The organism is Providencia sp. wls1914, assembly GCF_009706645.1.
In the GTDB taxonomy this organism is placed as follows: domain Bacteria; phylum Pseudomonadota; class Gammaproteobacteria; order Enterobacterales; family Enterobacteriaceae; genus Providencia; species Providencia zhijiangensis.
In genome coordinates this window covers 105,497-123,461 of sequence record NZ_WLUN01000004.1, presented here as the reverse complement: position 1 = coordinate 123,461, position 17,965 = coordinate 105,497, and the positions used below count along the sequence as shown (strand labels likewise).

General features: G+C 40.9%; 7 protein-coding genes and 1 pseudogene. 3 read left to right on the top strand and 5 right to left on the bottom strand.

What is annotated here, in order from left to right; translation table 11 throughout:
* Position 1: 1 nt before the first annotated feature.
* Entirely contained in the window at positions 2-652 is a 651-nt protein-coding gene (gene acrR, locus GKR74_RS02720; protein WP_132496735.1) for a multidrug efflux transporter transcriptional repressor AcrR, read from the bottom strand.
* 134 nt (positions 653-786) lie between these two features.
* Between acrR and GKR74_RS02715 the strand changes: the two genes are divergently transcribed.
* The 3 genes and pseudogenes from GKR74_RS02715 (at position 787) to GKR74_RS02705 (ending at position 5,941) form a co-directional block, all read left to right on the top strand.
* Complete coding sequence (locus tag GKR74_RS02715; protein WP_154602428.1) at positions 787-1,977, top strand: efflux RND transporter periplasmic adaptor subunit; 1,191 nt, start codon at positions 787-789, stop codon at positions 1,975-1,977.
* Positions 1,978-1,992: 15 nt separating this feature from the next.
* A pseudogene (locus GKR74_RS02710) lies at positions 1,993-5,163 on the top strand (efflux RND transporter permease subunit).
* 151 nt (positions 5,164-5,314) lie between these two features.
* Complete coding sequence (locus tag GKR74_RS02705) at positions 5,315-5,941, top strand: hypothetical protein (RefSeq protein ID WP_154602426.1); 627 nt, start codon at positions 5,315-5,317, stop codon at positions 5,939-5,941.
* A 132-nt stretch (positions 5,942-6,073) separates the two neighbouring features.
* Here GKR74_RS02705 and GKR74_RS02700 read toward each other — a convergent pair whose 3' ends face one another.
* The 4 genes from GKR74_RS02700 to pyrG all read right to left on the bottom strand — a co-directional run bounded on the left by GKR74_RS02700 (position 6,074) and on the right by pyrG (position 17,892).
* The gene (locus tag GKR74_RS02700; protein ID WP_154602425.1) at positions 6,074-7,459 is read right to left on the bottom strand and encodes an SLC13 family permease; all 1,386 of its coding nucleotides are present in this window, start codon (positions 7,457-7,459) and stop codon (positions 6,074-6,076) included.
* A gap of 369 nt (positions 7,460-7,828) precedes the next feature.
* Positions 7,829-14,665, bottom strand: a complete 6,837-nt coding sequence (locus GKR74_RS02695) for a TcdA/TcdB pore-forming domain-containing protein (RefSeq protein WP_154602424.1) — start codon at positions 14,663-14,665, stop codon at positions 7,829-7,831.
* A gap of 223 nt (positions 14,666-14,888) precedes the next feature.
* The gene (eno, locus tag GKR74_RS02690) at positions 14,889-16,190 is read right to left on the bottom strand and encodes a phosphopyruvate hydratase (protein WP_006659306.1); all 1,302 of its coding nucleotides are present in this window, start codon (positions 16,188-16,190) and stop codon (positions 14,889-14,891) included.
* 64 nt (positions 16,191-16,254) lie between these two features.
* A complete protein-coding gene (pyrG, locus tag GKR74_RS02685; protein ID WP_154602423.1) occupies positions 16,255-17,892 on the bottom strand; it encodes a glutamine hydrolyzing CTP synthase in 1,638 nt (545 codons plus the stop codon).
* Positions 17,893-17,965 lie beyond the last annotated feature (73 nt).

Sequence of the window (17,965 nt, the reverse complement as noted above, 5' to 3'; positions counted from 1 at the left end):
ATTATTCGTTTGGCGTTGGTTTGACTCGCAGTGAGACGCTATTTTTAAGCGTTTCTAATAGAGTATCAACTAACGTCGTGGTATGTGCGTCTATCATAAAACGCTCTGGCTGTAATAACCAGTTTTCAAGTAAGCCCGACATCAGTGCGCGGATCATCACCGCGCTACACGCTAAATCTAAATCGGCTGGAAGTTGTCCCGCATCCACGCAATCACGTAAATTTTTAATAATCCGCTGTTCACTTGCGAGATAGTTTTCACGCTTAAAATCAACGACAGATGCCATTTCTCCGACTAATTCGCATTTTAAGAAAAAGATTTCCATTAACGCGCGATTTTTAGGAGTACTAATAAAATCGGTAAGAATATATATTAGCAATTCTCTTAGTATTAAAAGTGGATCATTGGTATATTTCGAACGATAATAATCCTCAGCTTGAGTAATTTGATTATCGCTAAATTCACAGGCTTGATGGAACAGATCCACCTTATTCTTAAAATGCCAATATATAGCTCCCCGGGTAACACCCGCAGCTTTGGCTATATCGGCTAATGATGTGGCTGTTACTCCTCGTTCAGAAAATGTTTTGATGGCTGCATCTAATATTTCCTGACGGGTTTCTTCAGCCTGTTGTTTAGTTTTTCGTGCCATTGACGCCCGTTTTTATCGAAAGCTGATTTACATACATTAGTGTATGTTTGTACTATAGCATAGTGATAAATCATATAATTTGCTTTTTTTCTTAATTTTGTTTTGAACTCATATCGATTAATTGAGGTTAACTTATGCGAAAAAACAGAGGGGTGTTACCTCTGGCTCTGTTGGTCCTTTCAGGCGGCTTAGCGTTATCTGGTTGTAACGAAGAACAGAAAGGTGGCGGTGAACGCCCGGCGCCTGATGTAGGAATTGTTACGCTGAAAGCTGAACCTCTGACCATTAAGACCGAACTTCCTGGCCGTACATCTGCATTTCGTATTGCAGAGGTTCGCCCACAAGTAAGTGGCATCATCCTAAAACGTAACTACAAAGAAGGTAGCGATGTTGAGGCTGGCGTATCGTTGTATCAAATCGATCCGGCACCTTTCCAAGCAACCTACAATAGTGCTAAAGCAGAATTAGCCAAAGCGCAAGCAAATGCTAATCTCGCCGCATTAACTGTTAAACGTTATAAGCCACTGCTTGGCACGAATTACATTAGCCAACAAGAGTACGATCAAGCTAGCTCAACATATGCGCAATCATTAGCAGCGGTAAAAGCCGCTGAAGCGGCAGTTGAAACAGCACGTATTAACTTGGATTACACCAAAGTCACTTCCCCTATCAGTGGACGTACAGGCAAATCCAACGTAACTGAAGGTGCTTTAGTTTCTGCTGGTCAAGCAACTGAACTAATGCGCGTTCAACAGTTAGATCCAATCTATGTGGATGTCACTCAGTCGAGTGAAGATTTCTTACGTTTAAAAGCTGAAATCGAAAATGGTGCTCTGCAAAAAGAGCCGGGTAAAGCACCTGTTAGCTTAGTCATTAGTGGCGGACAAGAATACGCGCAGAAAGGACAATTAGAGTTTTCTGACGTGACTGTCGATGAAACCACAGGTTCCATCACAATGCGTGCTGTATTCCCTAACCCGAATAAAGAGCTGATGCCAGGTATGTTTGTTCGCGCTATTTTAGAAGATGGTGTGAAAGAAAACGCGATTTTAGTCCCACAACAAGGTGTTGCACGTACTCCACAAGGTGATGCGCAAGTGATGGTTGTTGGCGCTGAAAACAAAGTTGAAGTACGCAAAGTACAAGTCGCACAAGCGATTGGCAACAACTGGTTAGTGACTGAAGGCATGAAAGATGGCGACCGTGTCATTGTGATTGGCTTACAGAAAATCAAACCAGGTATGGTTGTTGTGCCGAAGCAAGCAAACTTAGAAACTCAATCCATTGTAGACACTCAGGCAAAACCTGAAACCGCGTCTAAATAAGGGAGCTATTGATTAATGCCTAAGTTTTTTATAGATAGACCAATTTTTGCATGGGTAATTGCGATTATCACCATGCTTGCGGGTCTGCTGGCAATTATCAAGTTACCTGTCGCTCAGTACCCGACGATTGCACCGCCGGCTGTTTCCATTTCAGCTAACTACCCAGGGGCGGATGCGTCAACGGTACAAAATACGGTGACCCAAGTTATCGAACAGAACATGAACGGTATCGATAACTTGGTGTATATGTCATCAACCAGTGATTCATCAGGTTCAGCAAGTATTACGCTGACTTTTGAAGCGGGTACTGATGGCGATATCGCCCAAGTACAGGTACAGAATAAGCTCCAGTTGGCGATGCCACTATTACCTCAAGAAGTACAGCAACAAGGTATTAGTGTGGATAAGTCCACTAGCTCATTCTTAATGGTTGCAGGCTTTATTTCTAAAGACGGTTCAATGGGTCAATACGACATTGCCGACTACGTAGGGTCAAATATTAAAGACCCACTTAGCCGTGTAAATGGTGTTGGTGAAACCCAGCTGTTTGGTACCCAATATGCAATGCGTATTTGGTTAAAACCAGAGCAACTTGTTAAGTACAATATGACAACTTCGGATGTCATTAATGCTATTCGCGTACAAAACAACCAAGTTGCTGCCGGTCAGTTAGGGGGAACTCCTCCTGTTGGCGGCCAGCGTTTGAACGTCTCAATTATTGCTCAAACCCGTTTAAGCAACGTTGAAGAGTTCTCTAACATCTTACTGCGTGTGAACCAAGATGGTTCTCAAGTACGTTTGAAAGATTTAGCCACTGTTCAACTGGGTGCGGAGAACTACAGTACCGTTGCTCGCTTTAACGGTATGCCAGCAGCAGGTATCGGTATTAAATTGGCAACTGGCGCTAACGCACTGGATACGGCGAATAACGTACGTGCAGCCTTAGCTGAGATGGAACCGTTCTTCCCTGAAGGGTTAGAAGTAGTTTACCCATACGATACAACGCCATTCGTTAAGATTTCGATTAACGAGGTAGTTAAAACGCTAGTTGAAGCGATCATGCTGGTTGTTGTGGTTATGTATCTGTTCTTACAGAACATCCGTGCAACATTGATCCCAACTATCGCCGTACCGGTGGTTCTGTTAGGTACCTTTGCTATCTTGTCGGCCTTTGGCTACTCGATAAATACCTTAACCATGTTTGCGATGGTACTTGCCATCGGTCTTCTCGTGGATGACGCCATCGTTGTTGTTGAAAACGTTGAGCGTGTAATGCAAGAAGAAGGTCTGCCACCAAAAGAGGCGACCAAAAAATCCATGGGCCAAATTCAAGGTGCTCTGGTCGGTATTGCAATGGTGCTGTCTGCGGTATTTATCCCAATGGCCTTCTTCGGTGGGTCTACAGGGGCAATTTACCGTCAGTTCTCTATCACCATCGTTTCATCGATGCTGCTATCGGTATTAGTTGCGATGATCCTGACCCCTGCACTGTGTGCAACTATGTTGAAGCCAATTGAAAAAGGCAGCCATGGTTCCACAAAAGGGTTCTTTGGATGGTTTAACCGCGTATTTGAAAAGCAAGCTCACCATTACACAGACAGCGTAAGCCGTATGTTGAATGGAACAGGTCGTTACCTTGTGATCTACGTTTTACTGGTCGTAGGCATGGCATTCATGTTCGTTCGTCTGCCATCGTCATTCTTGCCAGCAGAAGACCAAGGGGTGTTCTTATCCATGGTGCAGTTACCACCAGGATCAACTCAAGAACAAACCGAAGTCATCTTGGATGAAGTCAGTAATTACTTCAGAGTAGATGAAGGTAAAAACGTTGAGTCTGTATTTACCGTTGGTGGCTTTAGCTTTGCAGGTGCAGGGCAAAACATGGGTCTCGCGTTCGTCGTTCTGAAAAACTGGGATGAGCGTAAAGGTAAAGAAAACCATGTGGATGCGATTGTTGCGCGTGCAAACGCAGCACTATCCAAAAAACAAGGTGCCTTTATTTATGCCTTTAACTTGCCTGCAATCGTCGAATTAGGAACATCAAACGGTTTCGATTTCGAACTGGTTGATAAAGGCGGTTTAGGCCATGACAAACTGATGGAAGCACGTAATCAGTTACTTGGACTGGCAGCGCAGCACCCTGAAATTCTGCAAGGTGTACGCCCTAATGGCCAAGATGATACATCTCAATACCGTATCTATATCGACCAACAAAAAGCACAGGCGCAAGGCGTTGCGATCAGCGATATCAACGCAACTCTCAGCTCCGTGTTTGGTGGTACTTACGTCAACGACTTTATCGACCGCGGTCGTGTGAAGAAAGTTTACGTACAAGGTGACGCGGAAAGCCGTATGTTGCCGTCAGATATCAGCAACCTGTATGTTCGTAATAACCAAGGGAAAATGGTGCCATTCTCGGCATTCTTAGATACATCTCAAGATCCTTGGAAATACGGTTCACCACGTTTAGAACGTTATAACGGTGTTCCAGCGATGAACATTCAAGGCCAAGCAACAGAAGGTCAAAGTACCGGTGCTGCAATGCTGATGATGGAAAAACTGACCACAGAAAACCTACCTGCGGGTATCGGTTATGAGTGGACAGGTATGTCGTACCAAGAGCGTTTGTCTGGTAACCAGGCACCTGCCCTGTATGCGATTTCCCTGATTGTTGTATTCCTGTGTCTGGCTGCACTGTATGAAAGCTGGTCTGTACCGTTCTCAGTTATGTTAGTGGTGCCACTTGGGGTTATCGGTGCGTTACTTTTCACCTCCGTCCGAGGCTTAGATAACGACGTTTACTTCAAGGTAGGGCTGTTAACCACCATTGGGTTATCGGCGAAGAACGCAATCTTGATTGTTGAATTCGCCAAAGACTTGATGGAGAAAGAAGGTAAAGGATTGATTGAAGCAACATTAGATGCAGTTAAAATGCGTCTAAGACCAATCCTGATGACATCACTGGCATTTATGCTGGGTGTTATCCCTCTGGTATTCAGTAATGGTGCAGGTTCTGCGGCACAGAACTCCGTCGGTACAGGTGTACTGGGTGGTATGTTCGCAGCAACATCATTGGCTATCTTCTTCGTTCCGGTATTCTTTGTGGTGATCCGTCGCCGCTTTGCAAAGGTACCAGAGCACGTTGATAACCATCAGCCACCAGCAAACCACTGATTAAATTCATAAGTACAAAAAGACCACAGCAATGTGGTCTTTTTTTTGCTATCGCTCAGGGATTTTTAGTAGGTCTATTCTATTTTTTGATAACTGCAGAATGAGAAATTAGCGTTATAGTCATCCTCGTTAAGGACATTTAATAGCAAGGAACTTATAACAGATGACTCATACAATAATGCTAACTAGACCCTTTCTACTCAGTCGGAATATTCGTTCAACAACGGCTATTGAGCATCATTTTTTCTTGAGCAATGAAAACCATGGTCAGCGGAGTTTGACTATCCAAATCGCCAAGATGATATGGGCGAAAGTCATTCAAATGGAGGGACGCTCTCCAAAACAACGAGTCATCAAGCTAGTTAATTCAAATTCATCTAGCCAACCCTCATCATCCTCACCTTTTCAATTAGCAAAGCCTGTCTTGTTTGCTAATCGCTTCAATCATCAAGACACCCCTTTTATCACTTCTTCGAAACAACACAACCTCAATCCATCAAACACCATTTTCACTCCCTTTCATGACGGTATTTTGAGTGCAGGTCGTTATACGAAAATCGAGACTTTTCATCAACAAGCACACCATCTTGTGACAGACAAGGATGTCACGACTTTCGGTAATACCCGCCCTCTTGAAAGCCATCAAACATTATGCAAAGTATGCACTCTTTGCCCGCAAGATATAATTGATATTAAAGGATTCACTCACACCAGAAATCCCTCATTACGTGGAAATAATGAGATTTCAGTCTTCAATACAGGAGCCTTTCAGCTAGGGAAGAACCAATAGGTGCTTGTCATATCAACAGCATCAGAAATAAAAAACGGCCTCATTCTCTGAGGCCGTACTATTTATTATGTTGCTATTTTTTGTATTGAGCTTTAGTCGCCACTTCTCTTTTATCGAACTTTCCGGTTGCTATTACAGCCAGAAGAACCAAGCAAATAGAGAGATGACAATGATACATGCCACGTTCAATACAGCACCCACACGTACCATTTCAATTTGTCGAATATAACCCGAGCCAAACACAATCGCATTCGGTGGTGTCGCGACAGGTAACATAAAGGCACAAGATGCACCAATACCGATAATCATGGTTAACGCCATGACTGGCATACCTAATGCTTCCGCAACTGTTGCAAAGATTGGAACCAACAGTGCCGCACTGGCTGTATTACTGGTAAATTCCGTCAGGATGATAATAAAGGTTGTCACCGCAAGAATGATCACAAACCAATGGCTTTCACCAAATGTCATTTGCATCCAATCTGCCATGATTTTACTTGCACCAGATGAGCTTAAAATCGCGCTCAGTGTCAAACCACCACCAAACAGCATTAATACGCCCCACTCGGTATTTTTTTGGATTTGTGACCAGCTCGCCACGCCCGTAATACCAATTAATACTGCCGCGCTCAATGCGATGATGGTATCTAAATCTTTCACACCACCTAAAGCTTCGCTGATAAATGTACTGGTGATCCAGCAAACAACCGCTAAAAAGAAAATGCCCATTGCGGTAATGCGTTTACCATTCCATTCAACTTTTTCTAATTCAATGTCAAAACGGTGTTTTAAATTCGGACGCAGCATCATGTACATCAGCACAAACATCATTGGCAGTAAAACTACCATGATTGGAATACCGTATTTCATCCATGATAAGAAATCTAAGCCAAGCGCAGAAGCGGCAATCGCATTCGGTGGGCTACCTACAATCGTTCCTAAGCCACCAATACTAGCACTATAAGCCACACCCAATAACACGAATACAAACGTATTGCGCTCATGGCGAACATCGAGGTTAGAAAGAATACCTAAAACCAGCGGTAACATCATTGCGGCAGTTGCCGTGTTGCTGATCCACATGGATAACCCAGCGGTCACCCCGAACAGTAAAATCACAGCAACCGAGAGACGCCCACGAGCAGCCATCAACAAGCGGTTAGCTATTAGGCGGTCAAGACCTTGAATATGCAGTGCAGTTGCTAACGCAAATCCACCAAAGAACAAAAAGATAATTGGGTTAGCAAAAGCTTTTAACGCATCCCCGGTTCCCATTAATCCCAGCCCAACAGCCAGTAAAGGAATACATAATGCCGTGATAGTGACGTGAATAGCCTCTGTTAACCAAAGCACGCCCACAAAGACCATTAAAGCCAGTCCTGCATTTGCTTTTGGATCAAAAGGCAAAAATTTCAACAGTAAAAGTAAAACTACAATATCAACCGCTAGGATAATCCAACCACGCTTATTTGAAGGGGTTGGAGAAGCCGATGGTGTCAAAGATTCGGAAGCATCCATGTTAACTCCATAGTTCGGAAGCAATTTAAGTTTTCGAGTAATTTTTGTTAATCGTTTTTTAAGAGGAGTAAAATATAGAGTTAATTGAATGAGATGAAAATGTAGATAGCCCAAAATTGCGATCTGCACCCCGCAATTTACTCACTTTATGGTGAAAATCGTAAAAATCTCACTGCTAATTCACAAAAATGGCAATTAATTACTTAAGACAATGTATAGGTAAGAATAACTAACTGCGACGTTCCTCTATAAATTCCCCTCACCAGAAATATATAACAATTTGATAGTTCAGATAAATAATTCCATTTCTATTTTGTGAGCTGTAAGCCAGCTGACTATGTAATTCAGGCTGGCTTACATTTTTATGAGTTATCCTTGGGATGGATGGCCTAACAAACCATTATGCAATGTCATGCTCGGTAACCACTGGGTATCCATTCTAGGCATTCCTAATGAATCTTTCTGTGCAAACCCTGCAGCCTGTTCCGACAACAACGAAAAATGAACATCACTTTCAATACGCTGATAATCCTTAAGCTCAATATGCGTTTCTGCCAGATCAATCGTTAAATCCAGTGAGTGGCGCTGAATAAATTGTTCTAATGACACATCTTTTGTTTGGTTGATGAAACGCAACTGCAAATGTTGATGAGCCTGTTTTTGATCACCAAAAACTTGCCTCAACACTAAAGTGGTATTTTGGCTCATATCGGTGATAAATAAATCGTCATCGTGCCGGCTCATCACCAATTCATCACTCTCTGAGACAGGTAAAATTAGCGTATCTAACTGAGAATCAAGCGCATGATTATCGATAATAATAGAGTGATAATACGCCCATGCTTCTTTCGAAATCCTGTAAGTATCCTGCCCATCTCCAGCATTCAGCACGATGTTTTCCACATCCTGAATGATTGCGGGCGATAACCTATCATTTTGCTTGCCACCACGAATAATCAATGAAGAACCGATATGAGCGCTTTGTGATTGGTTTTCATTCGCTAAAATATCGACATACAGAATTTCACCGCTTTCAGTAAACATCAACAAGCCATTACCGACAATTTTCACATTATCAAGCCGTAAATTAGGATAAACATCGACAACTTTTGGTAACTGAGCACCGCTAATCAAGTGCTGGCCTTGTCCAAATGCAGAAGATAACTGACTCTCCATCGCAAATGGTTGGCTATATAATTTCTTGGCGATTGGATCAAAAATCAATCCAGCTGAATTATCCGTGCTTAATCCTAGAAGTTGGATGTTATTTTCTAGTGATAATTCATGAGCAATAATCACCTTTCCATTTAGATACCACGCGGGAATAGCTCGCTGAGAATTTTCTTTATTTAGCCCAATCAATGTGATTGGTTTACAGCAATAGTAATCCCCCAATTTTTCCCACCAATTTACCCGCCCCTTAAGCCAAATTTCATTTAATGCAACTGGATGATATTTCCCGCTGGCATCGATTTGACAAACGACACCATCCGAATCAGACATAAATAAACTACCTTGCCAAAATACAACATTTTGTAAGTTATGAGGGGTATTTAAAAACTGCGCTGTCGGTTTAATCACATTTAATATGTTCTGCCCTGCGCCTTCTTGGCGATACAGTTCTTTATTTTTATGGCTGTAAAAATAGAAAATTTCCGTTCCTTTATCATCAAATAGGCTTCCCATTAATGCCAAATCTGGTGGAATAGCCCAATGGCTTTGATGTAATCGGATATTGGTCGGCTCTTCACCATAACCAAGAGAGGGGGATAAATTAGGTTTAATGAGAAGTCTGTCCGCTACTCTTAACCAATAACGATGTAGAGCTTGGTTGCTATCAATCCCTGATATGGTCACACTCTGACCTAAATCAGCTTCAATCTGCACAGACTGCTTAGCATCAGGTTTGTGAGTCCCCCTTAACATATAGTTCTGTAGGAGTCTCTGAGGCGTTATCGTTGAAAACTGGGTTGGTGTTTGAGCTAATTGTTCTAATAAAGCTGGATTCGCGTTTAAGCCGATTAATTTAATTATATTTTGCTCAAGTTGAAAATTAACAACTTCATTGCTATCTGTATATTTGCATGAAAAATAAATATGCCCATCACCTTTCCATAACTGTAATATTTCAAATGGACGATTATTTTGATTTTCTAATTGATATTCAGCACTCACCACACCGGTTGCAATATCCACTTCCCATATTTGCTTTTGTACTGGTAAGTAGAAATAAGCCGTATCATCCACCACGGTACTTAAAATAGCGTGCTGTTTATTGGCATCAAGGGTATCGATAAAAATATAACGTTGTTTGCTCACATCATAGAATGCTCGCCCTACATCCTTGCCATTATGTTGGTGATTATCGATCGTAATATACTGCCCGTGCGCTTTATGCTTCTTAGCATAGTGTTGTAAATGTTGGTCTAAACTTTTGGGAGTTCCTTGCCATAATTTTTCATCTTCACTCAAAATAGCTACCTGAGCCGCTGAAAAATTAATTTCCTGTACTTCTTTATTTTTATCAACAACAACGATTTGACCTTTCACACGGTCAGCATCGACATCGATTTTAATATTCCCCACTATTAATTGATTATTTTGAATTTTAACCGTGCAATCTTCAAGTTGGCTGGCATCTATAACCCATTTCGAGTTTTGATTATTTTGTACATCATCCGTTAGGCTGATACGTACCCCATTATTTAGATTGAGCTTATACGTTCCGCCATAACCTTTTATTTTATATTCAATTTTCCCATGCCATTCCTTCGCTAACTGCGGAATAACTAATTCACGATTATTTTCATCTAAAACTACATCAATTGAGGTATCCACATATTCATGGAAAATCTGTGTAATAGTATTTTCGCTAGGGAATATATAGAAATCATAATCAAAATTATCTTCCTGCTCTAATCGGCGAATAACATCGAAACCATTATCATGACGCGATGTACATCCCGGCCATAAGTTGTAATTGTATTTAATATAGGATTTAGGAATAACAGGCAACATAATGGCATCTGCATGACTAAAATCTAATTGATGCCTCGCTGACTGATAGCCAATCCCCTGACGGATATTTATAGCTTGCTCTCGATCTTTAACCATCGTAGGGAAGTTCCCTGCCCAAAATATATAGTTATGGCGCCCACCTCCCGAAGAGCGAGGACTTGTTCGATAAATATATTGGCTATCAAATTGAATTTTATTATTTCTTAAATCAAGTGAATCAAACACAGCGCCAAACTTAGGAATCAGCAGTTTTTTATCTGCTATAAAGTCATAGCCATTGCCATTATAGGCGCTATCCAACGTAGAAAAATAGACGCCAACGGCTTTTGCATCTTCACCAATAATCGCAAAATTACGTGCAAGCCCTACAAAGCCAATACCTAACCCTGCAACCATCACACTGGCGCTCCCTAATGCAGCTGCTGCTGTGGAACACCCTATTGCACCTAGCCCAACCCCACCAGCTCCAGTAACAAAACTCGCTGAATCAAAAGTAAGTTGAGTGCCAAATACAATGCGCTCGGGATCACTATCTGCATTGGTGAGTTCATAAATATCAAATCCCACAAGCACACCACTAAAAAGGGCTGCCAACCCTTCATTTGCTGTTCTTGCCATTGATGAAAAGAAACAGTTTATTTCCGTTGCACTGGCTGTGCTTTCCGCTTTTAATCCGAGCCTGATGATTTTATTTATTTTTGTCATATCATTGACGGTGCTATACGCCATCATCGAATAATTTACGTAGGTATGAATTTTTAGCGCCAAAAATAAATTTGGTGAGTTTTTTCGCTCTGAGACGTCATTACGATTTTTATTTTCCACCCACTGAATAATGGATTGAATCGCAATTCCTGCATTCAAACCATCAACGGAAACAGAACTCGCGTCATTGAGCCGTGCTTTCATTTCATTTTCTTCAAATCGATAATATTTGCTGAAAATCCCCATTTGCTCGACTGAATATTGGTGAAACTCGATAAAAGTTTTATCGCTTGTTTCAACCCAACGAGTTAGGTCTGTATTATCAATATGGATAAATTTAATTCGATATGTATTATTCTCGGCTTGCTCTACACTAGAAAATAGTGGAATCCATTTTCCATTAAATTGTTTTTCCTCTGTAAGTTTCATTGTTGCTTCATTGATTCGCTCTCCCCACTGTTGAGCGTCCAGTATTGTCAGTGTGCTTTTTAATTTTGTGTCTTCAGTAATTTCTTTTTGCTTAAAAATTAATTCTTCAACTTTTATTCCTCTATCGCTTAAATTAGATAATTCTTCATCATTACTTAAATCATTGACAGTTAAATGATGACCAATAGGAACCTTTGCCATATCATCTGTATTAATAAAGACCAATTCAAATGCTGGTTTATTATCAACTTCATAGGCAGAATAGTAATCAGCCATTTTCTTTTCATTGAAAAACTTCTTTAAACATGAAAATAGCATCCTGCTATTTTTAAATGAAAATAAACCAAAATTAGGATCATAAAAATAATAAGTACTTTTCCCATCAATCACTGTTTTACCTACCAGCATTGAGTGACTTTTGCTGTTTACAGCAAACATTATGGTTTCAGGTTTAATATCCAGTAGGGTTTGGATTTTTTTCAGTCCCATAATGCCGTGGGAAAAAGAAGCTTCGACTGCTTCAACATTAGAGTGTAATTTTTTCAGAGAATCTTGTAATAATAAAGAATCTCGACTTTCAGGATTAGCCGCTGCGGTGTATAGCTTATCAATGAGTTTATCCGCACCTAGATGCCCCTCTCGCGCTAAGCTCACTGACATTCCTCTGACTAATGGGTAACAGCGCCCACCGGAATCACTTTTTACTAACGATAAATAAAAATCTTGTGGAATTAATCGATTTTTCTTACTACCAGATTCAGAAAATAACTCACTAATTTTCCCCGTTTGCCTCAATACGTTAGTGATATATTCAGCATGTGCTGTTTCTTGAATAACACGATATAACGCACCGCGCTCTCTTGCTGTATACTCATTTGTGACGTACATTTTTTTCAATTGCTGTGAAGGAACTAAGTCATTGACACCTTGCATACTGATGTCTTTGTATTTATTTATTCCTTCATTAAATTCATTTTTAAACCGCATATTTCGCGTTAACTTGTGCAGATAAATTAAGTTTTCATACCGTTCATTAACTGTTAAATAGTAAGCATATGGTGAGTTTATTTCCATATTCGGGTCAAACTCTTTAATTTTAACTACTGCATTCATACCCTGTTTTGTTTTAATACGTTGCCATAACCAACTATATTCCACTTCACGTAAATGATAAAAAAGCTCACCATATTGTTTATTCTGCATTGAAACAATAGTTTTATTCATTTCAATGGCATGTTCTATTTTATTTTTGTATGTTATATCTGTTACGCCAATTAAATTTTCCTCTAGTAACTTCCGATTTTTTTTTAACTCTTGAATTTGAGTATCTAATTTTTGTTTTACTTGGCTGCCAATATCCAGCCACGTTTTTAATGATGAATGATTTTCAAAGGGTTCAGTCAGTGGTTCTGAAGGAAGTATTTCTTCATTTGGAATATCGCCAATTTTCACATTGGCTTTTTTGGCCAGCATTTTTAATTCACTATGAAGTCTCTCCCTAACATTTTCAAAGCGTAGCTTTCTATCGGAAAAATTATAGTCCCCCGCCTTTTGGACTCTAACCATATTTTTTTCTACACTGAGGGAGATTCGATTGCGTTGGGGTTGAACAATCAATTTCCACTCATCACCGTTAAAATGCATAAATGCGCTAGCTTTACTAATATTTTGCTCGACGATCGTGTAATCCCGCGCATCAACAGCCATCACTACATTATCATAAAGTAATGAAGCATCAGCACGGTTATCACGATAAACACGGTAGTTTTCGTGGTCTAATTCAATCACCACAACCGACTCGCCACGCAATAACCCTGTGAATAAAAACGCTTTCTCCGGATGATTTTTAGGGATATCCACATATTCGACACGTTTGCTTTCTTTATTTCGCGCCTTTGAATCTAAAAGATAGCAATCTATGGCGTAACGCTGGTCTTGACCATAACTGGCGTCCACATATTCAACTTGGTAACCTTTACCAAAATTTTTACTGAATAATATTCTACCTTCCGTGGGTATTTGCAAAATAGAGTTAAGTATTTTGGTATTAATATTGTAGTCACGGGCAAATTCAACTGGGTTTTGCTTAAATTTTTCAATATCTATACTAGGCTGATTATCTGAATTCGTGCCGCCGCCAGTAATCGAAATGTCAAAATACGTTTCCTTAACAGACTGAGACAACAAAGCGGGCTGTTCCACATCGTAGCCTTGTATCCTTAATTCTTTGGAAAGGCTTTGTTCTAATGGTTCATCTGAAATCAGTGATGAAACAATCCCTTTAGATATCATTTCAGATCTTGATTCACCATGGCTACTGGATTGCCCTTCAAGGGTTTCTGAATAAGAAAAACCTTTATCAACACGATACATTCCCATCGGGACATGCTCAATCATCGCATCTTCGGGTAATAATGCTTTTAGTTGCTGGCTAATCTCGGTGGCACTTTGTAGGTTCGCTTCAGAAAAATAAATCACCGCTTGATCTGTTATTCGTCCTAATTTTTTAGGGCCCATAATTTTTGTCTGCATCACTTTTTTATGGGGATCATGCTCATAAAGCTGCATTAATGCCTTGGCTAAGTCTGAGAAATATTCTTTCTTCACATTAACTGTTAATCGAGACATTAACATTGAGCGGCTATTATATCGCTCACGATAATTCTTCGGTAATATTCGATATGCAGAACCATCTAACAATTCATCATCATTTAACAATGAAAAATTATTATCATTTTGCCCCTGGACTTTAACTTCAATATGAGTATTTTCTGAGAAATGTTTTTTAAAATCGGCTAAGAATTGTTTCTGCTCAATGATATTTAAGCCTTCGATACCCAAAGGAATAGTGCGGCTATAATTAATATAGGTAACATCAGTAATTTTCTCTTCTAATGCCGCTTTTAGGTTTGAAAGAGGTTCATTCCATGCACCATTTTGCTGATAACCTAACTTTATTGTAGCAACGCACTTCATTAAATCTGCATTTTTTTTTACATATGCATATACTTGTTTTGCTGCGGTAAATAGCGAGTCATGGCTATCCTTTCCCATAATAATTTCCTTATTTAATATTCATGTTAATTATCCAAACAATCACTATTTGATTGCGGCTCTATTAGTAGCATAAAAATTAAAAAGGACGAGATGGAGTTATTCCGCATTATCTATAAGGCTTAAATACTTTCAAAACTATTTATCTAGCACATTTATTTTAGGCAAAAAAAATGGGTCGATTTCTCGACCCATTCTAGGAGTTAATTTCAGCGAATATAAATTACGCTTGGCCTTTAACTTCTTTCAGGCCGTTGAATGGTGCGCTGTTACCCAGAGCTTCTTCAATACGGATCAGTTGGTTGTATTTAGCAACACGGTCAGAACGGCTCATAGAACCAGTCTTAATTTGACCTGCTGCAGTACCAACCGCTAAATCAGCGATAGTTGCATCTTCAGTTTCACCTGAACGGTGAGAGATAACGGCAGTGTAGCCAGCATCTTTCGCCATTTTAATCGCAGCTAATGTTTCAGTCAGAGAACCGATTTGGTTGAATTTGATCAGGATTGAGTTAGCGATGCCTTTCTCGATACCTTCTTTTAAGATCTTAGTGTTAGTTACGAATAAATCGTCACCCACTAATTGGATTTTGTCACCAAGAACTTTAGTTTGGTATGCGAAACCATCCCAGTCAGATTCGTTTAAACCATCTTCGATAGAAACGATTGGGTATTGTTTAGTCAGTTCTTCTAAGTAGTGAGTGAACTCTTGTGAAGTGAAGGTTTTACCTTCGCCTTTCAGCTCGTAGTTACCAGTTTCTTTGTTGTAGAACTCAGAAGCTGCACAGTCCATCGCCAGAGTCACATCTTTACCCAGAACGTAGCCCGCTTGCTCAACCGCTTCTTTGATAGCAGCCAGTGCAGCAGCGTTAGATTCTAAGTTAGGTGCATAACCACCTTCATCACCAACAGCCGTGTTCATACCTTTAGATTTCAGTACTTTTGCTAAGTGATGGAAAATTTCAGAACCCATACGTACCGCTTCTTTCAGTGTCGGTGCGCCAACTGGTTGGATCATGAATTCTTGGATATCAACGTTGTTATCTGCGTGCTCACCACCATTGATGATGTTCATCATTGGCAGAGGCATAGAGTATTGACCGTGAGTACCATTCAGATCAGAAATATGCTCATACAGAGGCATACCTTTTGCCGCAGCAGCTGCTTTTGCGTTTGCTAAAGAAACTGCCAGAATTGCGTTTGCACCGAATTTAGATTTGTTTTCAGTACCATCTAAGTCAATCATGATTTTATCGATATTTGCTTGATCTTTAGCATCTTTACCGATAACTGCTTGAGCGATTGGACCGTTAACAGCGGCAACAGCTTTCAGAACACCTTTACCCAGGAAACGTGATTTATCACCATCACGCAGTTCCAGTGCTTCACGAGAACCTGTAGATGCGCCTGATGGAGCCGCAGCTAAACCAACAAAACCACCTTCTAAATGTACTTCAGCTTCAACAGTTGGGTTACCACGAGAATCAATGATCTCACGACCGATCACTTTAACAATTTTGGACATTAGGTTTTCCTCAGTACAAGTTAAATTTCGGGAAGTTGGCGAAAATTGCCGACTTCCCCGTATCTTATTTCAACTCACCTTTCTGGTACTTACCAGCGGCTTTAACAAAACCTGCAAACAACGGATGACCATCTCTTGGGGTCGAAGTGAATTCTGGGTGGAACTGGCAAGCCACAAACCATGGGTGGTTTGGATTTTCAATGATTTCAACCAGTTTATTATCCACAGAACGACCTGCAATGTTCAGACCCGCATCTTCGATACGTTTCAACAGCAGATTGTTCACTTCGTAACGGTGACGGTGACGCTCAACAATCGTTTCTGCGCCGTACATACCGCGCACTAAGCTGCCATCAGTTAAATGACATTGCTGACCACCAACACGCATCGTACCGCCAAGGTCGCTCTCTTCAGAACGCACTTCAACGTTGCCATCTTCATCGCGCCATTCAGTAATCAGCGCAACAACTGGGAATTTGCAATCTGCATCAAATTCAGTGGAGTTCGCATCTTTCATGTTCGCAACATTACGTGCAAACTCAATCAGCGCCACTTGCATTCCCAGACAAATACCTAAATAAGGAATTTTGTTCTCACGAGCATATTGTGCCGTCAGAATTTTGCCTTCAATACCACGAGAACCGAAACCGCCTGGGACTAAAATCGCGTCCAGACCTTTGAGTAGCTCAACGCCACGGGTTTCGATATCTTGAGAATCAATCAGCTTAATATTCACGGTTAAGCGATTTTTCAGACCTGCATGTTTCAGTGCTTCGATAACTGATTTGTATGCATCTGGTAATTCAACATATTTACCCACCATACCAATGGTAACTTCACCTGCTGGATTGGCTTCTTCGTAAATAACTTGTTCCCACTCAGATAAATCAGCTTCTTTGCATTCAAGGCGGAAACGGTTACAGATGTACTCATCCAAACCTTGCGCTTTCAGCATGCCAGGGATTTTATAGATTGAATCTGCGTCTTTCAGAGAGATAACCGCTTTTTCTGGAACATTACAGAACAGGGCAATCTTCGCACGCTCATTCGCAGGAATAACGCGATCTGAACGGCAGATCAGCACATCAGGCTGAATACCAATTGACAGTAACTCTTTCACAGAATGCTGTGTTGGTTTTGTTTTCACTTCGCCCGCAGCCGCTAAGTATGGCACTAACGTTAAGTGCATATACAGTGTGCGCTCACGGCCCACTTCCGCAGCCATTTGACGAATAGCTTCTAGGAATGGCAGAGACTCGATATCACCGACTGTACCGCCGATTTCGACTAATACAACATCATGACCTTCACCACCACGGATGATGCGATCTTTGATTTCATTAGTGATATGAGGAATAACTTGGATGGTCGCGCCTAAGTAGTCGCCACGACGCTCTTTGCGCAGGACTTCAGAATAAACACGTCCAGTCGTAAAGTTGTTGCGACGTGTCATTTTGGTACGAATAAAACGCTCATAATGACCTAAATCCAAGTCAGTTTCAGCGCCGTCTTCTGTAACGAAAACTTCCCCGTGTTGGGTTGGGCTCATTGTGCCTGGATCTACGTTAATGTAGGGATCCAGTTTCATAATGGTCACATTGAGTCCACGGGCTTCGAGTATAGCCGCCAAGGAGGCTGCGGCAATGCCTTTACCCAGAGAGGATACGACCCCGCCGGTCACAAAAATATAATTAGTTTTCATGCTGAACCTGAACGTTTAGGTTTAAAAGATGATGGATATAACAGGACGGGAAAACAGTATACCCGAACCTTAA